We start from the raw sequence: 15,951 nt of genomic DNA, 5'->3' as shown, positions 1-15,951 counted from the left end.
TATACTTTATTTATACTGCAAATAACGATACAGATTCCGGAAAGATTTAGGAATACTATCAGTTTGCTCATTTTTTATATTCTTTAACCCTCTATCCTACTCTTCGCTTTATCAAAAGCCGGACTATGAATTACTGCTTTTATGCAGAAAACGTTTAGCCAGATATTTCCGTACAGGTTCATCATAAAACTTCAGGCACAGATAAGCCAACACAATACTCAATGCGTAAACGCACAAAGCCACTTCCCAAGTTTCTCCCCAAGTGTAAAGCTTATTTTTAATCAACCATGCATAGAACAAATACATAAGCGGATAATGTATCACATAAATCGGATAAGATATATCTCCCAAGAACTTGCATATCGCGGTCGACTTCTTATCCGTAGTGGTTCCCGATGCTCCCAGCCAAACAAGAATGGGAAAAACTATGATAACACAAAATGCTTCATAAACACCGTTTACACAAAACGGCTCTGCACCTTCCAGATAAGGCACTGAAAACAAAGCTATTAAAACAATTGTGCATATCCAGAATGCACCTTTCAGCTTAACAGGCTTGAAGTTACGCGACAAAAGCATACCCAAAGAGAAAGGGAAAAGCATCCGCAATGAGCCGCCTAAAAAGTTCACGCTGTCCAATGTCCATCCCACTCCAATGTTTCCATATCCAGAGACATCGAAAACAGCGAATAATGCCAACGCAATACCCAACAATACTACAAGCACAGTCAACGCCTTATTCGACAAACGACGGATAAACAAGGCATAGAGAATATTGCCTATATATTCAAAGAACAATGACCAGCAAGGTCCGTTCAAAGGAAACATCTCACCATTGCCACGAACTTCATAACCTACACCCGGCATTGCAGGAATAAAGAATATCGTGCAGAGAAGAGACAACATAACCATTGATATGGCAACATGTGTTCCATCCCATTGCACACACCCCTGAAGATAAAATGTGACAGCACCTAGAACAGCTCCCATGATTACCATAGGATGAAGACGTATCAAACGGCGTTTGAAGAAATTTTTCATTGTCATACTCTTACCCCAACGGTCGTCATACGCATAACCGATAACGAAGCCCGAAAGAATAAAGAAAAAATCGACGGCCAGGTATCCATGATTGAAGGTCTCAATCATACCACTACCAGCGGAATTACTGACTTCTGCAAAAGCGTAGCCCTCAAATATATGATACCATATAACCATGAGAGCTGCCACGCCACGAAGTCCGTCAAGAAGATCATAATGTGCTTTAGTGTCTGCAAAAGCTGAAGAAGAAATGTTTGACATCTGTTTCTTATTATTTAATTAATATTTTCAGATGGCAAAGATACAGTTTACCGAACGAAGTTCTTTTGCTCAAAAGCAAAAAAGACCGGCAATCTGCTATTTTATAGCACGTACCCGGCTGAGCGTATAAATGGAAATACCCAGGAAAGCGGCTACATACTTCAACTTCACCCGGTTTATCAGCCCGGGATAGCGTCGGTTAAACTGTTCGTAACGTTCCTTGGGCGAGAGCTGAAGCCTTTCCACAAACATATGACTGAGTTCCTTGTTCACATCTTGGTGCAGGATTCTTCCCCAGTTGGCTATATCAATATATGTTTCATAAAGGGCGTTCAGCTTATCTATATGGATAACATAGATTTGGCAATCCGTAAGAGTTTCAATGCTCTCTATCGACGGCTGTTTGTAGTATAACGAATCCATACCGAAAGTCACGTCACCTTCCTGGCTGAACCAGGTAGTAGTGTCCTGCCCATTGTGATGAAACACGGAACGGGCAACGCCTTCTTCTATAAAATAAACCAAACGGTCTGTTACGCCCGATTGAACGATATAAGTGTTTTTGGGGTAATAACGAAGCTGCATATTCTCCTGTAATGCCTGAAGCGCTTCGTCAGAAACCGGATAAATTTGCCTGATTTTACTAATGATGTTTTTCATTGAAGAGGAGTCCATATATTAGTTGTCACAAAGCTACGAAAAAATATCGGATTCTACGATATACCCCCTAAAACTAATATATCAACTATCTTCACAGACAGTTGATATATTTCACATACAAACACATATCGGTTTTTACACCAATATGAGGGGATAAGTCAGGAATATACCGCTGTATTCTTCCCAACTCATATAATGCAGGGAATTCATGAATATATCATGAGTTCAGGGACCTACATATTTCTTTGATATTCTTCCACATATTCTCTTGCTTATAATATTAATGACCCGACTATTATTTCACAATCGCTTCTTTTATTTTCTCTACGATGTAACGTACATCATCATCAGTCACATACGGTCCGGCAGGAAGGCAAAATCCAACTTTGAAGATTTCCTCTTCTACTCCGTTCGTATAGAAAGGAGCATCCGCATAGACCGGTTGCTCGTGCATCGGCTTCCATACAGGACGTGCCTCAATCCTCTTTGAAAGCATGAATACACGGAGCGCCTCCACATTCGCATTAGGCTGACAATCAGTCGTGGCACTATCTACAGCCTTAATCACACCCGCAGCACCACCTACAGCCGTTTTAATAACTTCCTTATAAGCATTCTCCTGACCCACAATCCTTACATCAGAGTCAATAGTGGCCGTACATAACCAAAAGTTAGAATCATAGCGTGAATCCACAGGCTGCTTGTGGATATGAATACCTTCCACATCCTTCAGCAGTTCCTCATATAATGCCTGAACATGCTTGTGGTGGGCAATATGCGCATCTGCAACAGTCATTTGACCACGACCAATACCGGCACAAATGTTACTCATACGATAATTATACCCAATGGCCGTATGTTGATAGTAAGGATAAGCGTCACGGGCCTGGGTCGCATACCACATAATGGTATTTTTATCCTCAATATTCCGGCAAATCAAAGCACCACCGCCGGAAGTGGTAATCATCTTGTTGCCGTTAAATGACAACACACCAAACTTTCCAAAGGTACCCAACACCTTACCATCGAATTTGCTACCAAACCCCTCTGCGGCATCCTCAACAACTGGAATCTCATATTTGTTTGCAATCTCCATGATTTTCTCGCAATCGTAAGGCATACCATAAAGTGCCACAGGAACAATTGCCTTCGGTTTCTTACCGGTTTTGGCGATACGATCTTTTATAGCCTCCTCTAATAATATCGGATCCATGTTCCAAGTATCCTTCTCAGAGCCAATAAACACAGGCTTTGCACCAAGATAAGTTATCGGATGCGACGAAGCACAAAAGGTAAAGCTTTGTACCAATACTTCATCACCCGCCTGAACACCACAGCCAATCAATGCCAGATGAACTGCTGCCGTACCTGCCGAAAGTGCAACAACCTCATTCTGTCCGCCTACAAAGTTCTTCAAATCTTCTTCGAAAGCATTTACGTTAGGTCCCAAAGGAACCACCCAGTTAGTATCAAATGCTTCCTTTACGTATTTCTGTTCAATTCCGTCTTCGCTCATGTGAGCAAGACAGAGGTAAATTGTTTTTTCAGGAATGTAACTCATTTACTTTATATTTTATTTGATTACTTCTACTATTCTACAAGGGACACCATAAGCCCTACAATTGTCCGGTATATCTTTTACTATTACGCTACCGGCACCAATAAAGCAGTTCATGCCCACACGAACACCTTGTATGATGGTTGTCCCCACTCCGATCCAACTCCCCTCACCAATATGCACATCTCCGCTGATAGTACAGCCAGGTGCTATATGCACATAATCATCAATAACACATTCATGGTCAATACTTGCTTTGGTATTGATAATACAATGTTTGCCTATCTGCACTTCCGTCTGAATAACAGCACCTTGCATTACCACCGTACCTTCACCAATTACAGCAGCTGGCGAAATGATAGCAGAAGGATGAATGGCTGTTGCAAACTCACAGGCAAGCCTTTCAGCAATTATCTTGCGTATCTTGCAATTCCCAATACTAACGATAAAAGGAGATAACCCGACAGAATCGTGCAACACAGGAATACCACATAGCTCTTCAAGCTCAGGGTTGTCATCTACCAAGCCCTCAACTACCCCACCTTGTGCTCTTATAATATCAATAATCACCTTGGCATGACCACTGGCACCGTATAAGTACATCAGTTGTTTCCGTTAAAAGGTTCCATGGTGGCATTGCCCTCTTGTGAGATACCATCACGAACAAGCACCTTTTTGATTGTTATAAAAATCACTTTAATATCTGTAATCAGTGTACAATGGTCTACGTACCACACATCCAAGGTAAACTTTTCTGCCCACGACAACGAATTACGCCCATGACACTGTGCCCAGCCGGAAATACCGGGACGTACCTCGTGCCGACGCGCCTGCTCCTTGTTATACAAAGGCAAATACTGTACTAATAACGGACGAGGACCGATAAGTGACATGTCACCAACCAATACATTCCAAAATTGAGGCAATTCATCAATACTTGTAGAACGCACAAATTTCCCTACTTTAGTCAGACGCATTTCATCGGGAAGCAAGTTACCATTCATGTCACGTTCGTCAGTCATAGTTTTAAACTTGACTATCTTAAATATTTCACCATTTTTACCGGGACGTTCCTGAAAGAAAAATGCTCCCGCACCTTTATTGGCAAAATGCAGCCACAGAGTTATGATTACCAGCGGAATAAGTAGAACGCTCAACACTATTAAAGCAATGCAGAAATCAATAATCCTTTTAAAAAAATGTTTGTACATACTCTTTTTGTTATCACATTGTTTACTATTGCGAAAGCGAAGCATAATATTGAATATACGCCTTTGTTACCATTTTTCTATCAAAGTGACTAATTATGTATTGCCTGCATCCTAATTTTATTGATTCATAAAGTTTTTCATCACTAAAAAAAGAAAACATACAATTATATAACGATACTTTATCCCGTGGCTCACACAACAAACCATTTACCCTCTCATTTACTACATTTTGACATCCAATGATTCTACTTGCTATTACAGGTATTCCAAGCGAATTCGCCTCCACCAACACTTGTCCAAATCCTTCTCTATAAGAAGGAAGAACAAGCAATTTAGAAGCCTTGATAAATGATCGAACATCCGATTGTCTACCACATTCGATAATATATTCAGCATCCTTTATCAATTGTTCGGTGCGTTCAGATAAAGCATCCAACTTTTCCTCACGCCCACCAACCATCAACAATTTTACAGGAAAGCCATCATTATGTAACTGTGCTACAACATCTACCAACTCTTCCACCCCTTTATCACGTACCATACGACCTATAAATACACAAACTAAATCACTATCTTTTATGCTATATTGAGTTCTTACAGCTAAATCATCAACTATTTCAGGATTAAAATACTCAGTATCTACACCGTTTGCACTACCATACATAATGACCTTCGACTTATTCAGTGAGCAAATGCCATCTTCTGCAAACTGTTCGCGTACTCCATTGCTAACACAAATCACACGATTAGCACAAAAACAAGAAATACGCTCCATAGCCATCAATATTCTGCGTTTCATACCTGTGCAGCCTTGGTATCGCAATCCATGACACATATATATGCGTATAGGTCGGAATGTAAGCCATGCAGCAACCATTGCCAATAATGAGGCCTTAGGAGTATTAGCATGCACCACATATGGACGAACAATAGAAAGCAACCATATCCACTTAAACAATGCACATAAATCATTAAAAAATGATATATCCCGTTCCATCTTTAAAGCCTTATATCTAATACCCTCTTGTTGAGCAAATGACATTAACTCCTTGTGAGGTGAAGATACTGCGCACACATCATATATATCCTTTAATGTTTTACACTGCCCTTTAAAGAAACCCAATGTCATTGGAATGGTAGTTGTAATAAAAAATTTCTTTTTTACATTATAATCAACCATACTACTTTAGCTCAAAAATAAATTCTTTTATCCTTTTCTCTTATGCAAATAATTATATAAACAAGCTGGCATAACAGCCAAAACCAAAGGTCGCAAACAATATATATAAGCCCACCATGGTAAATTTAGCATCTTATAACCTACATATCGCACATATGCCTCATTTTTGCGAGTCATCCAATTTCGTCTCACCGTAGCATTTCTATCGTCACGCATCTCATATATCGGTTCTTCAAGCATATACCCTTTGTATCCAGCCGCATACATTTTAAACCAAAGATGATAATCTTCCATTCTTAAAAGTTTTTTATCTACCGAATATCCCTTTACAGCCTTATATGCCTCGCAACGTACCATACAAGGCGCATGACAAAAAGGAGTACCAGCTATAAAATCCCGTTTAGTAACACCCCCACGCCCTTTGCCACTCATAAACACACCCTGCTCATCAAAATAGTACATCGGACCACTAATTATAGCATATTCAGGATGTTCATCAAGGAACTTAACCTCTTGTTCAAAACGATGTGGAAGCGATCGATCATCCCCATCCATACGGGCCACAAACTCCGTATCAACATACTCCAAACAATGATTCAACGTAGCATTCAACCCCATATTGTATTCATTCTGTATCACAATATAATTAGGATGCGTCTCCGCCCATTTTTGTGCGACTTCCAACGTATTATCCTTTGAACCGTCATCACAAAGAACAACTTTAAATCTTTTATACGTTTGAGCCTCCAATGATTCAAGAGCCTCAATCAAGGTATCGGCACAATTGTATATGCCCATAATAACAGTTATGCGAGGTGATTCACTCATTAGCTATCTTTTTAATATTCTACTGATCCTCATTACCCATTTTTCGCCCAACAAGCCGATAAGCTTATTTTTAAGAATATGTAATTGCCAACTAAGAGTATTGTGGTCTATCCACGAGCATGAATAATGGTGAATAGAGACAGTATTTTGAGTTATAGTCGTGATACCTGTTGTAGAATCCATGGGACAAAAGTAATCAGCCGGATATATCGTTATATCAGCAACCTTCTGCAAGCGATGTTCCTCTACAAGTCCATGCTTTCGCAACAGGTCGGTGGTATAGTCTACCACTGTACCATCTTCAATTGCAAAATGCTCTTTTATTTCATAAAAGTCAAGTAATTCACCCAACAAAGCGAGCCCTGGGTTCACCCCAAGACCGAGTCCTGGGGCTACACCAAGAACAGAATTTCTTGGTGTAGTCCCACTTTCTTGTTGCTTCGTAGCCAAGCTCTTCTCAAATCCCATGAAATTTCCAGCAGCAATTATATAATCCATATTCTTTATAACCTCTACATCTGTATCGAAATACAATCCCCCTTCCTGATAAAGCACATGAAAGCGTGCATAATCGCTTACAAAAGCATATTTTTTTGCTTCATATGCCTCTTTAACATAAGGACAGCAATTGACATCGAAGTTGCTTTCGTTCCACTCCTTTATTTCATAATCAGGCAGGTATTTTTTCCACGATGCAATACATTTCTTCGCATCTTCAGGGAGCGGGTTACCGCCAAACCAACAGTAATGAATTACTTTAGGTATCATATTAAGCATAATAAATTAAGACCATAAATAGGGTAAATGCCAAATGCAACAATACCACTTTCTGCCGTACCAATACTAACGGATGATTCTTATCAACAATGGCATAACAGGGATAAACCAACAATATTGGATACATAAACCACGATAAGTACGCTATACGATTTGTGAACTGTGCATACATGCAAAGCATCCATATTCCATTACAAGTCAAATACGTATATAACATTATATCATAAAGCCTATCCTCTAATTCATATTTAAATTTCACATAGTATCCCATAACTACAGGCATTGCACTATATATTACAAAGTCTATGCGAAAGCCACTTTTCCCTCCCCAATCGTCATTTGTCTCCCAATTCAGATACCCCATACCCGACTCATCCGTCATTCCGGCAAAAAGTTCCTGAAAGAAAGAGATATGCGCCACAGCCATCAATAAACAAAATAGCCATCCATAGAAATACCACTTTTTATTTTTAAATATTAAAGTCAGAACATATGCAGCTACCGGCATTTGCATTGAATGATGAAAGCCCCATGACAAAAACAAGAAAAAAATGGAAACTACGATATTATCTCTATAAGCCAATGCCACCAAAAACAAAGAAGCAGCTGCCCCCGCCTTGATACCATTCGTTCCATACGAAAAAGTAGAAAAAGCAGCTAAACAAACTAAGAATACGATTAGCGTATTGGATGGAAACAACTTCCGGCAAACAACGAGCATACCTGTAAAATAAATGGCAGCTATCACCGCAAAGAAAACAGTACCATCAGGAAAAACGCTTCCCATATATTGATAAAGATTATCAAACAATAAGTTCTCCGCATCCCAATCAAATCCCCACCAAGTCTCCCCCCACCAGTTAGCATAATTAACCATATCCACAAAATATATAGAAACCGGTCGGAAGCCAATGAAAAGCACCATAAACAAGCACAGCAACGCACTGCCAATGATACTTTCATTTACTTTTAAACTTCTTCTATATTTCACTACCGTTAATGTCAAAACGGTAACAAGCAGCAGATAAATGTATTTATATAGATATGCAGGAATCATACTCTACTTCATCAACATATAAATTTTATCCACTTCTTTCTCATTACCAAAATCATGAGTACGAAGATATTCTACTATTTGTTCTCTCAACTTTTTGTTTTCTATAAACTCTACAATTCCTTTTGCAGTATCTATCTCATCAAGCGGCACAATCACTCCATCTAGCCCACTTGTTATTTGGCTTTTCGCGGTAGGATAATCTGTTATTACTACGGGCTTATACAACATCTGGGCCTCACGTACAGTCACACTTTTTCCCTCATAGATACTGGGCTGAGTATAAATATCACACGCCTTTATGTAAGGATAAGGATTGGTTTTCTTCCCTAATAATATCATGCGATGTCGCATGTTGTATTTATCCAAAGCCTCTTGAATCTCAGTATCGGGACCATAGCCTATGATGTACCACTTAAAGTCCACTCCCAACCGTTCCATTTCGGCACAAATGTGTGGAATACCCTCTATTTTTTTGGGGGGAGAAAAACGACCTATGGTGAGAATCTTCATCACACCCATTTCATCCGGCATTTCTTTCGACACATCCTCCAGCTCTGCTTGCTGACGCACAAAAAGAGGTGAAAGGATATTCTCTATCAACACAATTTTATCCTTCAATTCAGGAAATGTTTGCAAAAATGTTTTGGTACACTCGTCACTAATTGAAGCTACGTAATCAAAAGCATTCCATACAGGCAGTTCCAAATCGTGGTTCACATGAATGGTGGAATAGTCTGTGTGTATCCAGCATATTTTCTTTTTAGCCTTTACTTTATTCAGAACAATGTTATGAGGCTGTAGAAAACTTATCGCAAGGTCATATTCACCTAAATATTCCAAAGATGGTAAAGTGCCTTCAACAGCATTTGCAACATATTGGAATATACTGGAATCATGCTTTCGCTCCTCATCAGTCAAGGTTTTAAGATACCGTTTATGTTTAAGTTTTGCCCACATACGACGTAACACTATTCCTATATGTCCCTCTTTCACAATGTCCTTTATAGAACGTTCAATACAGGTATACTCCGGTACTTCAGGCAACAGATTTACATAATTCGGAATCAGTGACATAAATTCTCCCGTATGCTGATTTACGAACAAATCTATATCAACTTTCTCCGGATCAAGAGCAGATAGTAATCCCAATAGAGCACGCTCAGCTCCGCCAATTTCCAAATAATGGATATTGATAAACAGACGTTTCTTCATTCTATTTTTTCTTATGTACAGTATAACCTATGATATACTGCGACAGTGGCAATTTTGAAATTATATAGCAGCTAACAAATGAACCTATGCATGTCAACATGACCACAGCAAAGGTCTGTATATAATAATTATCGAAGCCTTGTATTACCGACCACTCATACAACAATGTACGCATCACAAAAATGTGGATTAGATATATACCAAAACTTAAATTGCTTACCATAGTTATGAAACCCAACAAAGCCTTTCCCATCTCTATCTTCTCAAATATGATTTTAATCAAAGCAAACCATCCTGCTGCCATTATAGCAACAGGGGCCGACAAATACCAAAATGCAGAATAAAAGTCGAGTTCCCACCCAAGTACTTTATTAAGTACTGGCAGAGGTAGCATCAACAAGGCTAAAGGCAGTAGCCATCTAAGCGATAAAGCATATCTACTCATATAATGACCAAGTAAGAAATATCCGGCATAACCTGAAAAATAATATAATAATCCTGTATTACTTGTATTTATTTTTAACACAAGTCCGATATAGGGATAAAGCAGTGTAACAAGCCACAAAGCCAAGTATATTTCAATCTCATATTTTGATGCATTCCTCAACCAAGGAGAGACAATCGGCACGAGTAAATACAAACCTGCAAGTGTGTACATAAACCATAAAATTCCATGTCCCTGTGCAGTAAAAGGAATAGAAAACAAGTCCGTCACTCCCTCCTTAACAGATAATTCACTACTATTCAACATTATATAAAATATTGAAAAACAAATAGTAGGACCTACTATCTTACTAATACGTTTTTTTATATATAAGTTAGCAGTTACCCCCTCCTTACATGGTAGCAACAAAGCTCCACTAACCATAAAGAATAAAGGAACACAGGGAGACGTTAGATAACTACTTAAAGCAAGGAATGGACCATGTGCCAATGCTCCTTTCCCCGGAAAGGGGGCATGCATTGTTATAACCATAACGCAAGCTACAATGCGAATTATATCAAGATATATTGTGCGTTGTTTTCCCATTACTTTCTTATCTTATTCAGCATCTTGGTGACAATAATCTTCCAATTAATTAAGGTTACATCTTTAAAGTAAAACACCCTCTCATTAATAGTCTCGCGTAAACTTTGTAAGTCTTGTGACAATGGGGTTAGACAAAAAATTAATCACATAAGATAGTCCTATGCTGATTATAATGTCAGTTATAAGAATAAGTATAGGATATTGAGCCATAAATGCCCATTTGAAAAAGAAAGTATGTACAAACCAAATGTTCATGGAGTGTACTCCAAGAAATGCAAATATCTTTTCGGAGTATCTACTTAACCTGACATTGGCTATCAGCAGCACCAATACTGCACAATATACAGGATAAGCCGGAATGCCCTTCCATGAGCTATATACAAACATTAGGATTACAACAACAGCACAAATAGCTGTAACAATCTTTTCGTTCATTATAAACTTACAGTTCCATGACGAATGTTTTGCTGCTGATGCACCAAGCATCATTGGCAAATAGAACTCGGATGTCCGACACAATATTAATAACCACGGGTGTTCTGCTATTCTGCTGTATGCCATGCCATAAACCTTTGCCATACCATAGTAAAACAATAATCCGAAGATAAGAAAAGCTATTTCATACTTCTCAAACCACTTGAAAATTCTATCAATAAAGAGACTTGTCAACACAAAAGGAGCTATATACCAACCTCCCATGTTGTAAGTAGGGTTATAGGTAGTAAGATTGGCAATCAGCATTGGGATATCAGTCAACTTATCCACAACAGTATGTGGTTTTTCTATACACATTGCAAGTAATGTGGCTATCCAAAATGGTACATAGAGGCGTATTATTCTTGATAAGGAATGTTGCCATTTGATAGTCGACAACCCGTCTTTCTTTGCTTTGAGGTATGAGAAGAACATTCCATATCCGCTCAGCACCATAAATATACCTACAGGATTACAGGCATCATGTAGCCATGAAGCCAGTGGTCTTCCACTTATCCACACCAATGAGATATATCGTGAATAATCAGAAGAGCTAAAAGCGTGTACCCATATCATCATAAGGATTGCTACCCCCTTGATGACATTTGTTCTGTTTTTATTGAATGCGAGTAATTGCATGATACACTATTATTTTATAAATAATGAGGTTACTTTATTTCTACACAACTTGATTACAGCACATGCGATATTGAAAGCTTACTTTCTTTTCACCCATACATACATTTTCCTAACTATCAGCCAAAAACGACTCTGATAAAATCCAGTTCTACCAATTCTATCTACAAGACTCCAAAACCAAAGATAAATACATGACTTTTGTTTCACTTTGGTTCCTGCTATTTCAGCAATGTATCCATTAATTTTGGTTGCAGCATCATAATAAACTCTACGAACAAAATGGTTGATATTATTCGTAAAATCTTCCTGACCACGAATATAATCATTAAAATCTATCAACAACACACGTTCTTCCACTGCTGCCCAATCACGAAATAGTTTATTAATCTGCTGATACACAATATGTCTATCTTTATAATTTTCTTGTGTATTTGCCAAATATGGTTTTTCGCTACCAAGAAAATAGCAGAGTTTCGTATGAGGTGCAATTTTAGTTAATAACAATTTTGCATTAGCAAGAATCATATTCGGTGTTAACTCACCTTCAAACTCATATTTAGAGCTAAACTCCTCCAACCATTCTTTTGTAAATTCATTTTCCGCCGTAAATACTTTCTTATTAATATATAAATCCCAATTATTACAATCTGTCAACGGATAACAACTCTCACCAAAAGCGATACGTATACCCGTCTTTTTATTACGATAAATTCCCAGATTTGGTTCTACCATAGTGCTTAGAAAAATCAAAGCTGTATCCTTATCATATATAGCAGTATTAAACATTTTAGGATCATTAAAGACACAATCTGCCAGTAGCTCATCCTGCTCTTTTTTCGATAAAAAAGGATGGCTCAAATAATTAACAGAATTATTATGATGTTCCACCCACTTATTATTATCACTCACATAAGTAAATTCTTCTATAATATTAGAAGATTCTAAGTAAGCACACACTATTTGCAAATCACATGCACCTTTGAATATGACTTTGGCATTTGACTTAACCAATTCACAAATACCATCTCTTTCATTATTTATCCACATTGGTTTTGGAGATGTATCCACATTGTTAATTACTTCACCCACCACAGTCAACTTAGGATACCCTAATGAAGCATAAACATATTGTTCTACCCCCTGACCTATTGTACGGCATGAAAAAAGAAAATGAATACATTCATTGTGTTTAATTGCATAAAATCCGACAACTCCATAATCACCGAATTTATCACCCACAGTTACATACCCGGAGCAAACTTCTCTATCATGAATTATTGCCAAGAGCTCTTCCCTTGAACTCCTTTTTTTAGTATAATTCAACTGATTGGTACGTTGCACCAATTCAAAAATGCGTTCAAACTCACTCTCACAATCATTATATAACTCTACATGCGTCCCCGACTCAAATAAAAAGGCTAAATTATCTGAGGCTTCAGCTTGTGCTTTACGTTTAGTTTCAAGTACTTTATAATTATCTAATCGTATATGATTCAAATCTTTCTTAGGTTGCACAGAAAAATATGCCACCAAATCCGATATGATGTGAGGTTCCGCCACATTCAAATTTGGTTCATAAAACTTAGCTTCATTCAAGTTTACTATATTGTCATCGAGAAAGAGAGTATTCGTAGCACGCAACCCCATATTTTTAAGCAGTTCTTGAATACGTTTTCCCTTGGGTAACCAGTTGATTGAAGAAAACACAAAATAATCTGCAATACCCCACTCCTGTAACTTTTTCATTACAGGATGTTCATCATTTTTAGAACAGATAGTATTAATAACCCCACAATCTGTTAATGTCTTTACTAACTGAATATTCTCTTCAATACTTTCAATTTCTCCTTCACTCAACGTTCCCTGCCAAAAAGTATCGTCAAGATCCCATATCACAAGTTTCAGTTTACTATAATCCATATTATCTTAAATGAGTTAAATGAGTAATTAAATATATTGGTGCTGTTAGTTTATATAAAATAGCAAATTTAATCCATGCCGCACAAGAAAAATCATTTTTGAATTCACGTAAAATGTTTGTATCCAACTTGCTTAAAATTCTTCTTATTTCACTGTACGACAAGGGTATTTTAGTAAACAAGCTATCATATACATTCCCCCACAATTTTATCGAAAAATATTTATATATATTATCATTCCACATACCTTTCTTTTTCAAAGTGTCTACTCTAAAATTCCAAGTACCCAATAAACAATCGAACAAGTCAACACGATACATACTACAAAGTCCATTGTCTTGTTGTCGATAATAATAATCAACGATAGGAACAAATCTCAATTTTGTACTATGGTATAGATACGAAAAATTAAAGATCATATCTTCTCCCAAAGATAACCCTGCAGGAAATTCTATTGAATATTTACAGATTAATGATTTACGATAAATTTTTGAAAAAGGAGCATATAATAAATCTATATTATCTAAAAATATATCAGAATCAGAAAGTCGCATTTGTATTGTGGTATCAATAGAAGAAACATAATCTTCATTCTTATTAACATTTTTTATTCCACTTACAGCAATATCTACATCCTCCTCATTTATTGCATTTCTAAGATTAATCAAATAGTTTGGTCCCACCCAATCATCACTATCGATAAAAACAATATACTCACCTTTTGCTTGCTTGAGGCCATTATTCCTTGCAGTAGATACTCCTTGATTTTTTTGATGAATGCATATAAAGCGTCCATCCTTCGCATGCCATTGGTCACAAATCTCTCCACTTGCATCCGGTGAACCATCGTCCACCAAGATACATTCCCAATCTGTGTATGTTTGTGCAAGTACAGACTGCAAACAATTATCCAAATATTGTTCAACTTTATATACAGGTATTATAACAGATATCATAATTCAATCAGTTTATATATTTCATTCATGGACAATTCAAGAGTAAAATGAGTACCACGTTTACAAGCCTGCCGGGTATAATGCAACATATTATCATCTGTAAGCATCTCCTTCAGCCCTTCATACAAACCTTCCTCACTATTAGAACAACATATTCCCCATTCATTGTCATCTCCCAATTGTTCTTTCACACCAGAACATTCTGTAGATACCACAGGTCTTCCCAATATCAATGCTTCAGTTATGGCTGTATTATACCCTTCAGCTATAGAAGAACATACATATATATCTGCATTTTTCAAATATGGATATGGATTCTCTTTAAATCCACAGAAGTGTACTATATCACTTATATGTAAATCTTGAGATAACTGTTTCAAAACATTCAGATTTTCACCTCTTCCATAAATACAAAGTTCTATATCAACCCCCTCCTTATTTAATTGAGCAAGAACTCGTATCAATCGGTCAAATCCTTTTATCGGGATAAGAGTTCCCAAAGAAACAATCTGAAGTTTTGAAGATTTAGCAACATCTACCAATTCATTTGACTTTCGTACAATTTCTTGATAATCTATAGGATTATATAATACTATCGTTTTATCTCCAACTCCTAAACATTTATCAGCCATCTCCTTTACAACCCTTGATACACAAACGATAGTATCCATACAACTATATGCATATAACTCTTCTTTATTGTTGCGATAAGCAACCTTGGTCCAATGATTATTGACTAAATCTGTATGAACCCATGCTATTTTTCTAATGTATTCCGGAAAGCCACTCACTACACGTGTTGCATAACCTTCAATAAAAGCAATTACTACATCAGCGTTTTCATTCACAAATAGTTTATAAAACAAATTAGCAGAACAATATGTATAAATCATCAATTTCAACTTATTTTTGCCCGTTTTATATAAACGAGTCCACACCGAATCTTGTGGTGACAACGCATCATAAATATACTTATAAGTCACATAAGGAGAAAAAAAACTCGAATTATAATCATACCGACATATTGAATATAATGTCACATCATATTTATCATAATTAAAATGTGATAATATAATTTGCAAAATACGCTCAACCCCTCCACCGTAAAGATTCTCCGTAACAAATAATATTTTCTTTTTAGACATATC

Annotated in this window: 15 protein-coding genes; all 15 read right to left on the bottom strand. The window is 37.2% G+C overall.

Annotation, left to right across the window (positions count from 1 at the left end; genetic code table 11):
- Nucleotides 1-123: 123 nt before the first annotated feature.
- The 15 genes from ACGHVY_RS03555 to ACGHVY_RS03485 all read right to left on the bottom strand — a co-directional run bounded on the left by ACGHVY_RS03555 (nt 124) and on the right by ACGHVY_RS03485 (nt 15,948).
- Nucleotides 124-1,302: an acyltransferase family protein gene (locus tag ACGHVY_RS03555; protein ID WP_390597185.1), complete on the bottom strand. Its 1,179-nt coding sequence runs from the start codon at nt 1,300-1,302 to the stop codon at nt 124-126.
- 96 nt (nt 1,303-1,398) lie between these two features.
- The gene (locus ACGHVY_RS03550) at nt 1,399-1,962 is read right to left on the bottom strand and encodes a Crp/Fnr family transcriptional regulator (RefSeq protein ID WP_308744359.1); all 564 of its coding nucleotides are present in this window, start codon (nt 1,960-1,962) and stop codon (nt 1,399-1,401) included.
- Between the two features lie 295 nt (nt 1,963-2,257).
- Nucleotides 2,258-3,523: a DegT/DnrJ/EryC1/StrS family aminotransferase gene (locus tag ACGHVY_RS03545; RefSeq protein WP_390597183.1), complete on the bottom strand. Its 1,266-nt coding sequence runs from the start codon at nt 3,521-3,523 to the stop codon at nt 2,258-2,260.
- Between the two features lie 12 nt (nt 3,524-3,535).
- A complete protein-coding gene (locus ACGHVY_RS03540; protein WP_390597182.1) occupies nt 3,536-4,123 on the bottom strand; it encodes an acetyltransferase in 588 nt (195 codons plus the stop codon).
- Nucleotides 4,123-4,731 (bottom strand): sugar transferase, encoded by a 609-nt coding sequence (locus ACGHVY_RS03535; RefSeq protein ID WP_390597180.1) that lies wholly within the window; start codon nt 4,729-4,731, stop codon nt 4,123-4,125. Before ACGHVY_RS03535 ends, ACGHVY_RS03540 begins: the two co-directional genes overlap by 1 nt.
- A 25-nt stretch (nt 4,732-4,756) precedes the next feature.
- The gene (locus ACGHVY_RS03530; RefSeq protein ID WP_390597178.1) at nt 4,757-5,911 is read right to left on the bottom strand and encodes a glycosyltransferase family 4 protein; all 1,155 of its coding nucleotides are present in this window, start codon (nt 5,909-5,911) and stop codon (nt 4,757-4,759) included.
- Between the two features lie 27 nt (nt 5,912-5,938).
- On the bottom strand, nt 5,939-6,739 hold the full coding sequence (locus tag ACGHVY_RS03525) for a glycosyltransferase family 2 protein (RefSeq protein ID WP_390597176.1): 801 nt from the start codon (nt 6,737-6,739) through the stop codon (nt 5,939-5,941).
- 3 nt (nt 6,740-6,742) lie between these two features.
- Nucleotides 6,743-7,516, bottom strand: coding sequence for a glycosyltransferase family 32 protein (locus tag ACGHVY_RS03520; RefSeq protein ID WP_407936194.1), 774 nt, complete (start codon nt 7,514-7,516; stop codon nt 6,743-6,745).
- Nucleotides 7,509-8,573, bottom strand: a complete 1,065-nt coding sequence (locus ACGHVY_RS03515) for an EpsG family protein (RefSeq protein WP_390597173.1) — start codon at nt 8,571-8,573, stop codon at nt 7,509-7,511. Before ACGHVY_RS03515 ends, ACGHVY_RS03520 begins: the two co-directional genes overlap by 8 nt.
- Before the next feature lie 3 nt (nt 8,574-8,576).
- Complete coding sequence (locus tag ACGHVY_RS03510; RefSeq protein ID WP_390597171.1) at nt 8,577-9,785, bottom strand: glycosyltransferase; 1,209 nt, start codon at nt 9,783-9,785, stop codon at nt 8,577-8,579.
- Nucleotide 9,786: 1 nt separating this feature from the next.
- Nucleotides 9,787-10,815, bottom strand: a complete 1,029-nt coding sequence (locus ACGHVY_RS03505; protein ID WP_390597169.1) for an acyltransferase — start codon at nt 10,813-10,815, stop codon at nt 9,787-9,789.
- An 84-nt stretch (nt 10,816-10,899) separates the two neighbouring features.
- Nucleotides 10,900-11,928: an acyltransferase family protein gene (locus ACGHVY_RS03500; protein WP_390597167.1), complete on the bottom strand. Its 1,029-nt coding sequence runs from the start codon at nt 11,926-11,928 to the stop codon at nt 10,900-10,902.
- A 78-nt stretch (nt 11,929-12,006) separates the two neighbouring features.
- Nucleotides 12,007-13,848 (bottom strand): HAD-IIIC family phosphatase, encoded by a 1,842-nt coding sequence (locus tag ACGHVY_RS03495; RefSeq protein WP_390597165.1) that lies wholly within the window; start codon nt 13,846-13,848, stop codon nt 12,007-12,009.
- A 1-nt stretch (nt 13,849) separates the two neighbouring features.
- Nucleotides 13,850-14,803 carry a glycosyltransferase family 2 protein gene (locus tag ACGHVY_RS03490; protein WP_390597163.1) on the bottom strand — a complete coding sequence of 318 codons (954 nt, stop codon included), beginning with the start codon at nt 14,801-14,803 and terminating at the stop codon, nt 13,850-13,852.
- Nucleotides 14,800-15,948, bottom strand: a complete 1,149-nt coding sequence (locus ACGHVY_RS03485) for a glycosyltransferase (protein WP_390597161.1) — start codon at nt 15,946-15,948, stop codon at nt 14,800-14,802. The genes ACGHVY_RS03490 and ACGHVY_RS03485 overlap by 4 nt, the downstream gene beginning before the upstream one ends.
- Nucleotides 15,949-15,951 lie beyond the last annotated feature (3 nt).

The sequence above is a fragment of the Bacteroides sp. f07 genome, assembly GCF_042854785.1.
Classification (GTDB): domain Bacteria; phylum Bacteroidota; class Bacteroidia; order Bacteroidales; family Bacteroidaceae; genus Bacteroides.
The sequence above is the reverse complement of the archived record's forward strand: the minus strand, read 5'-3'. Positions and strand labels throughout refer to the sequence as shown.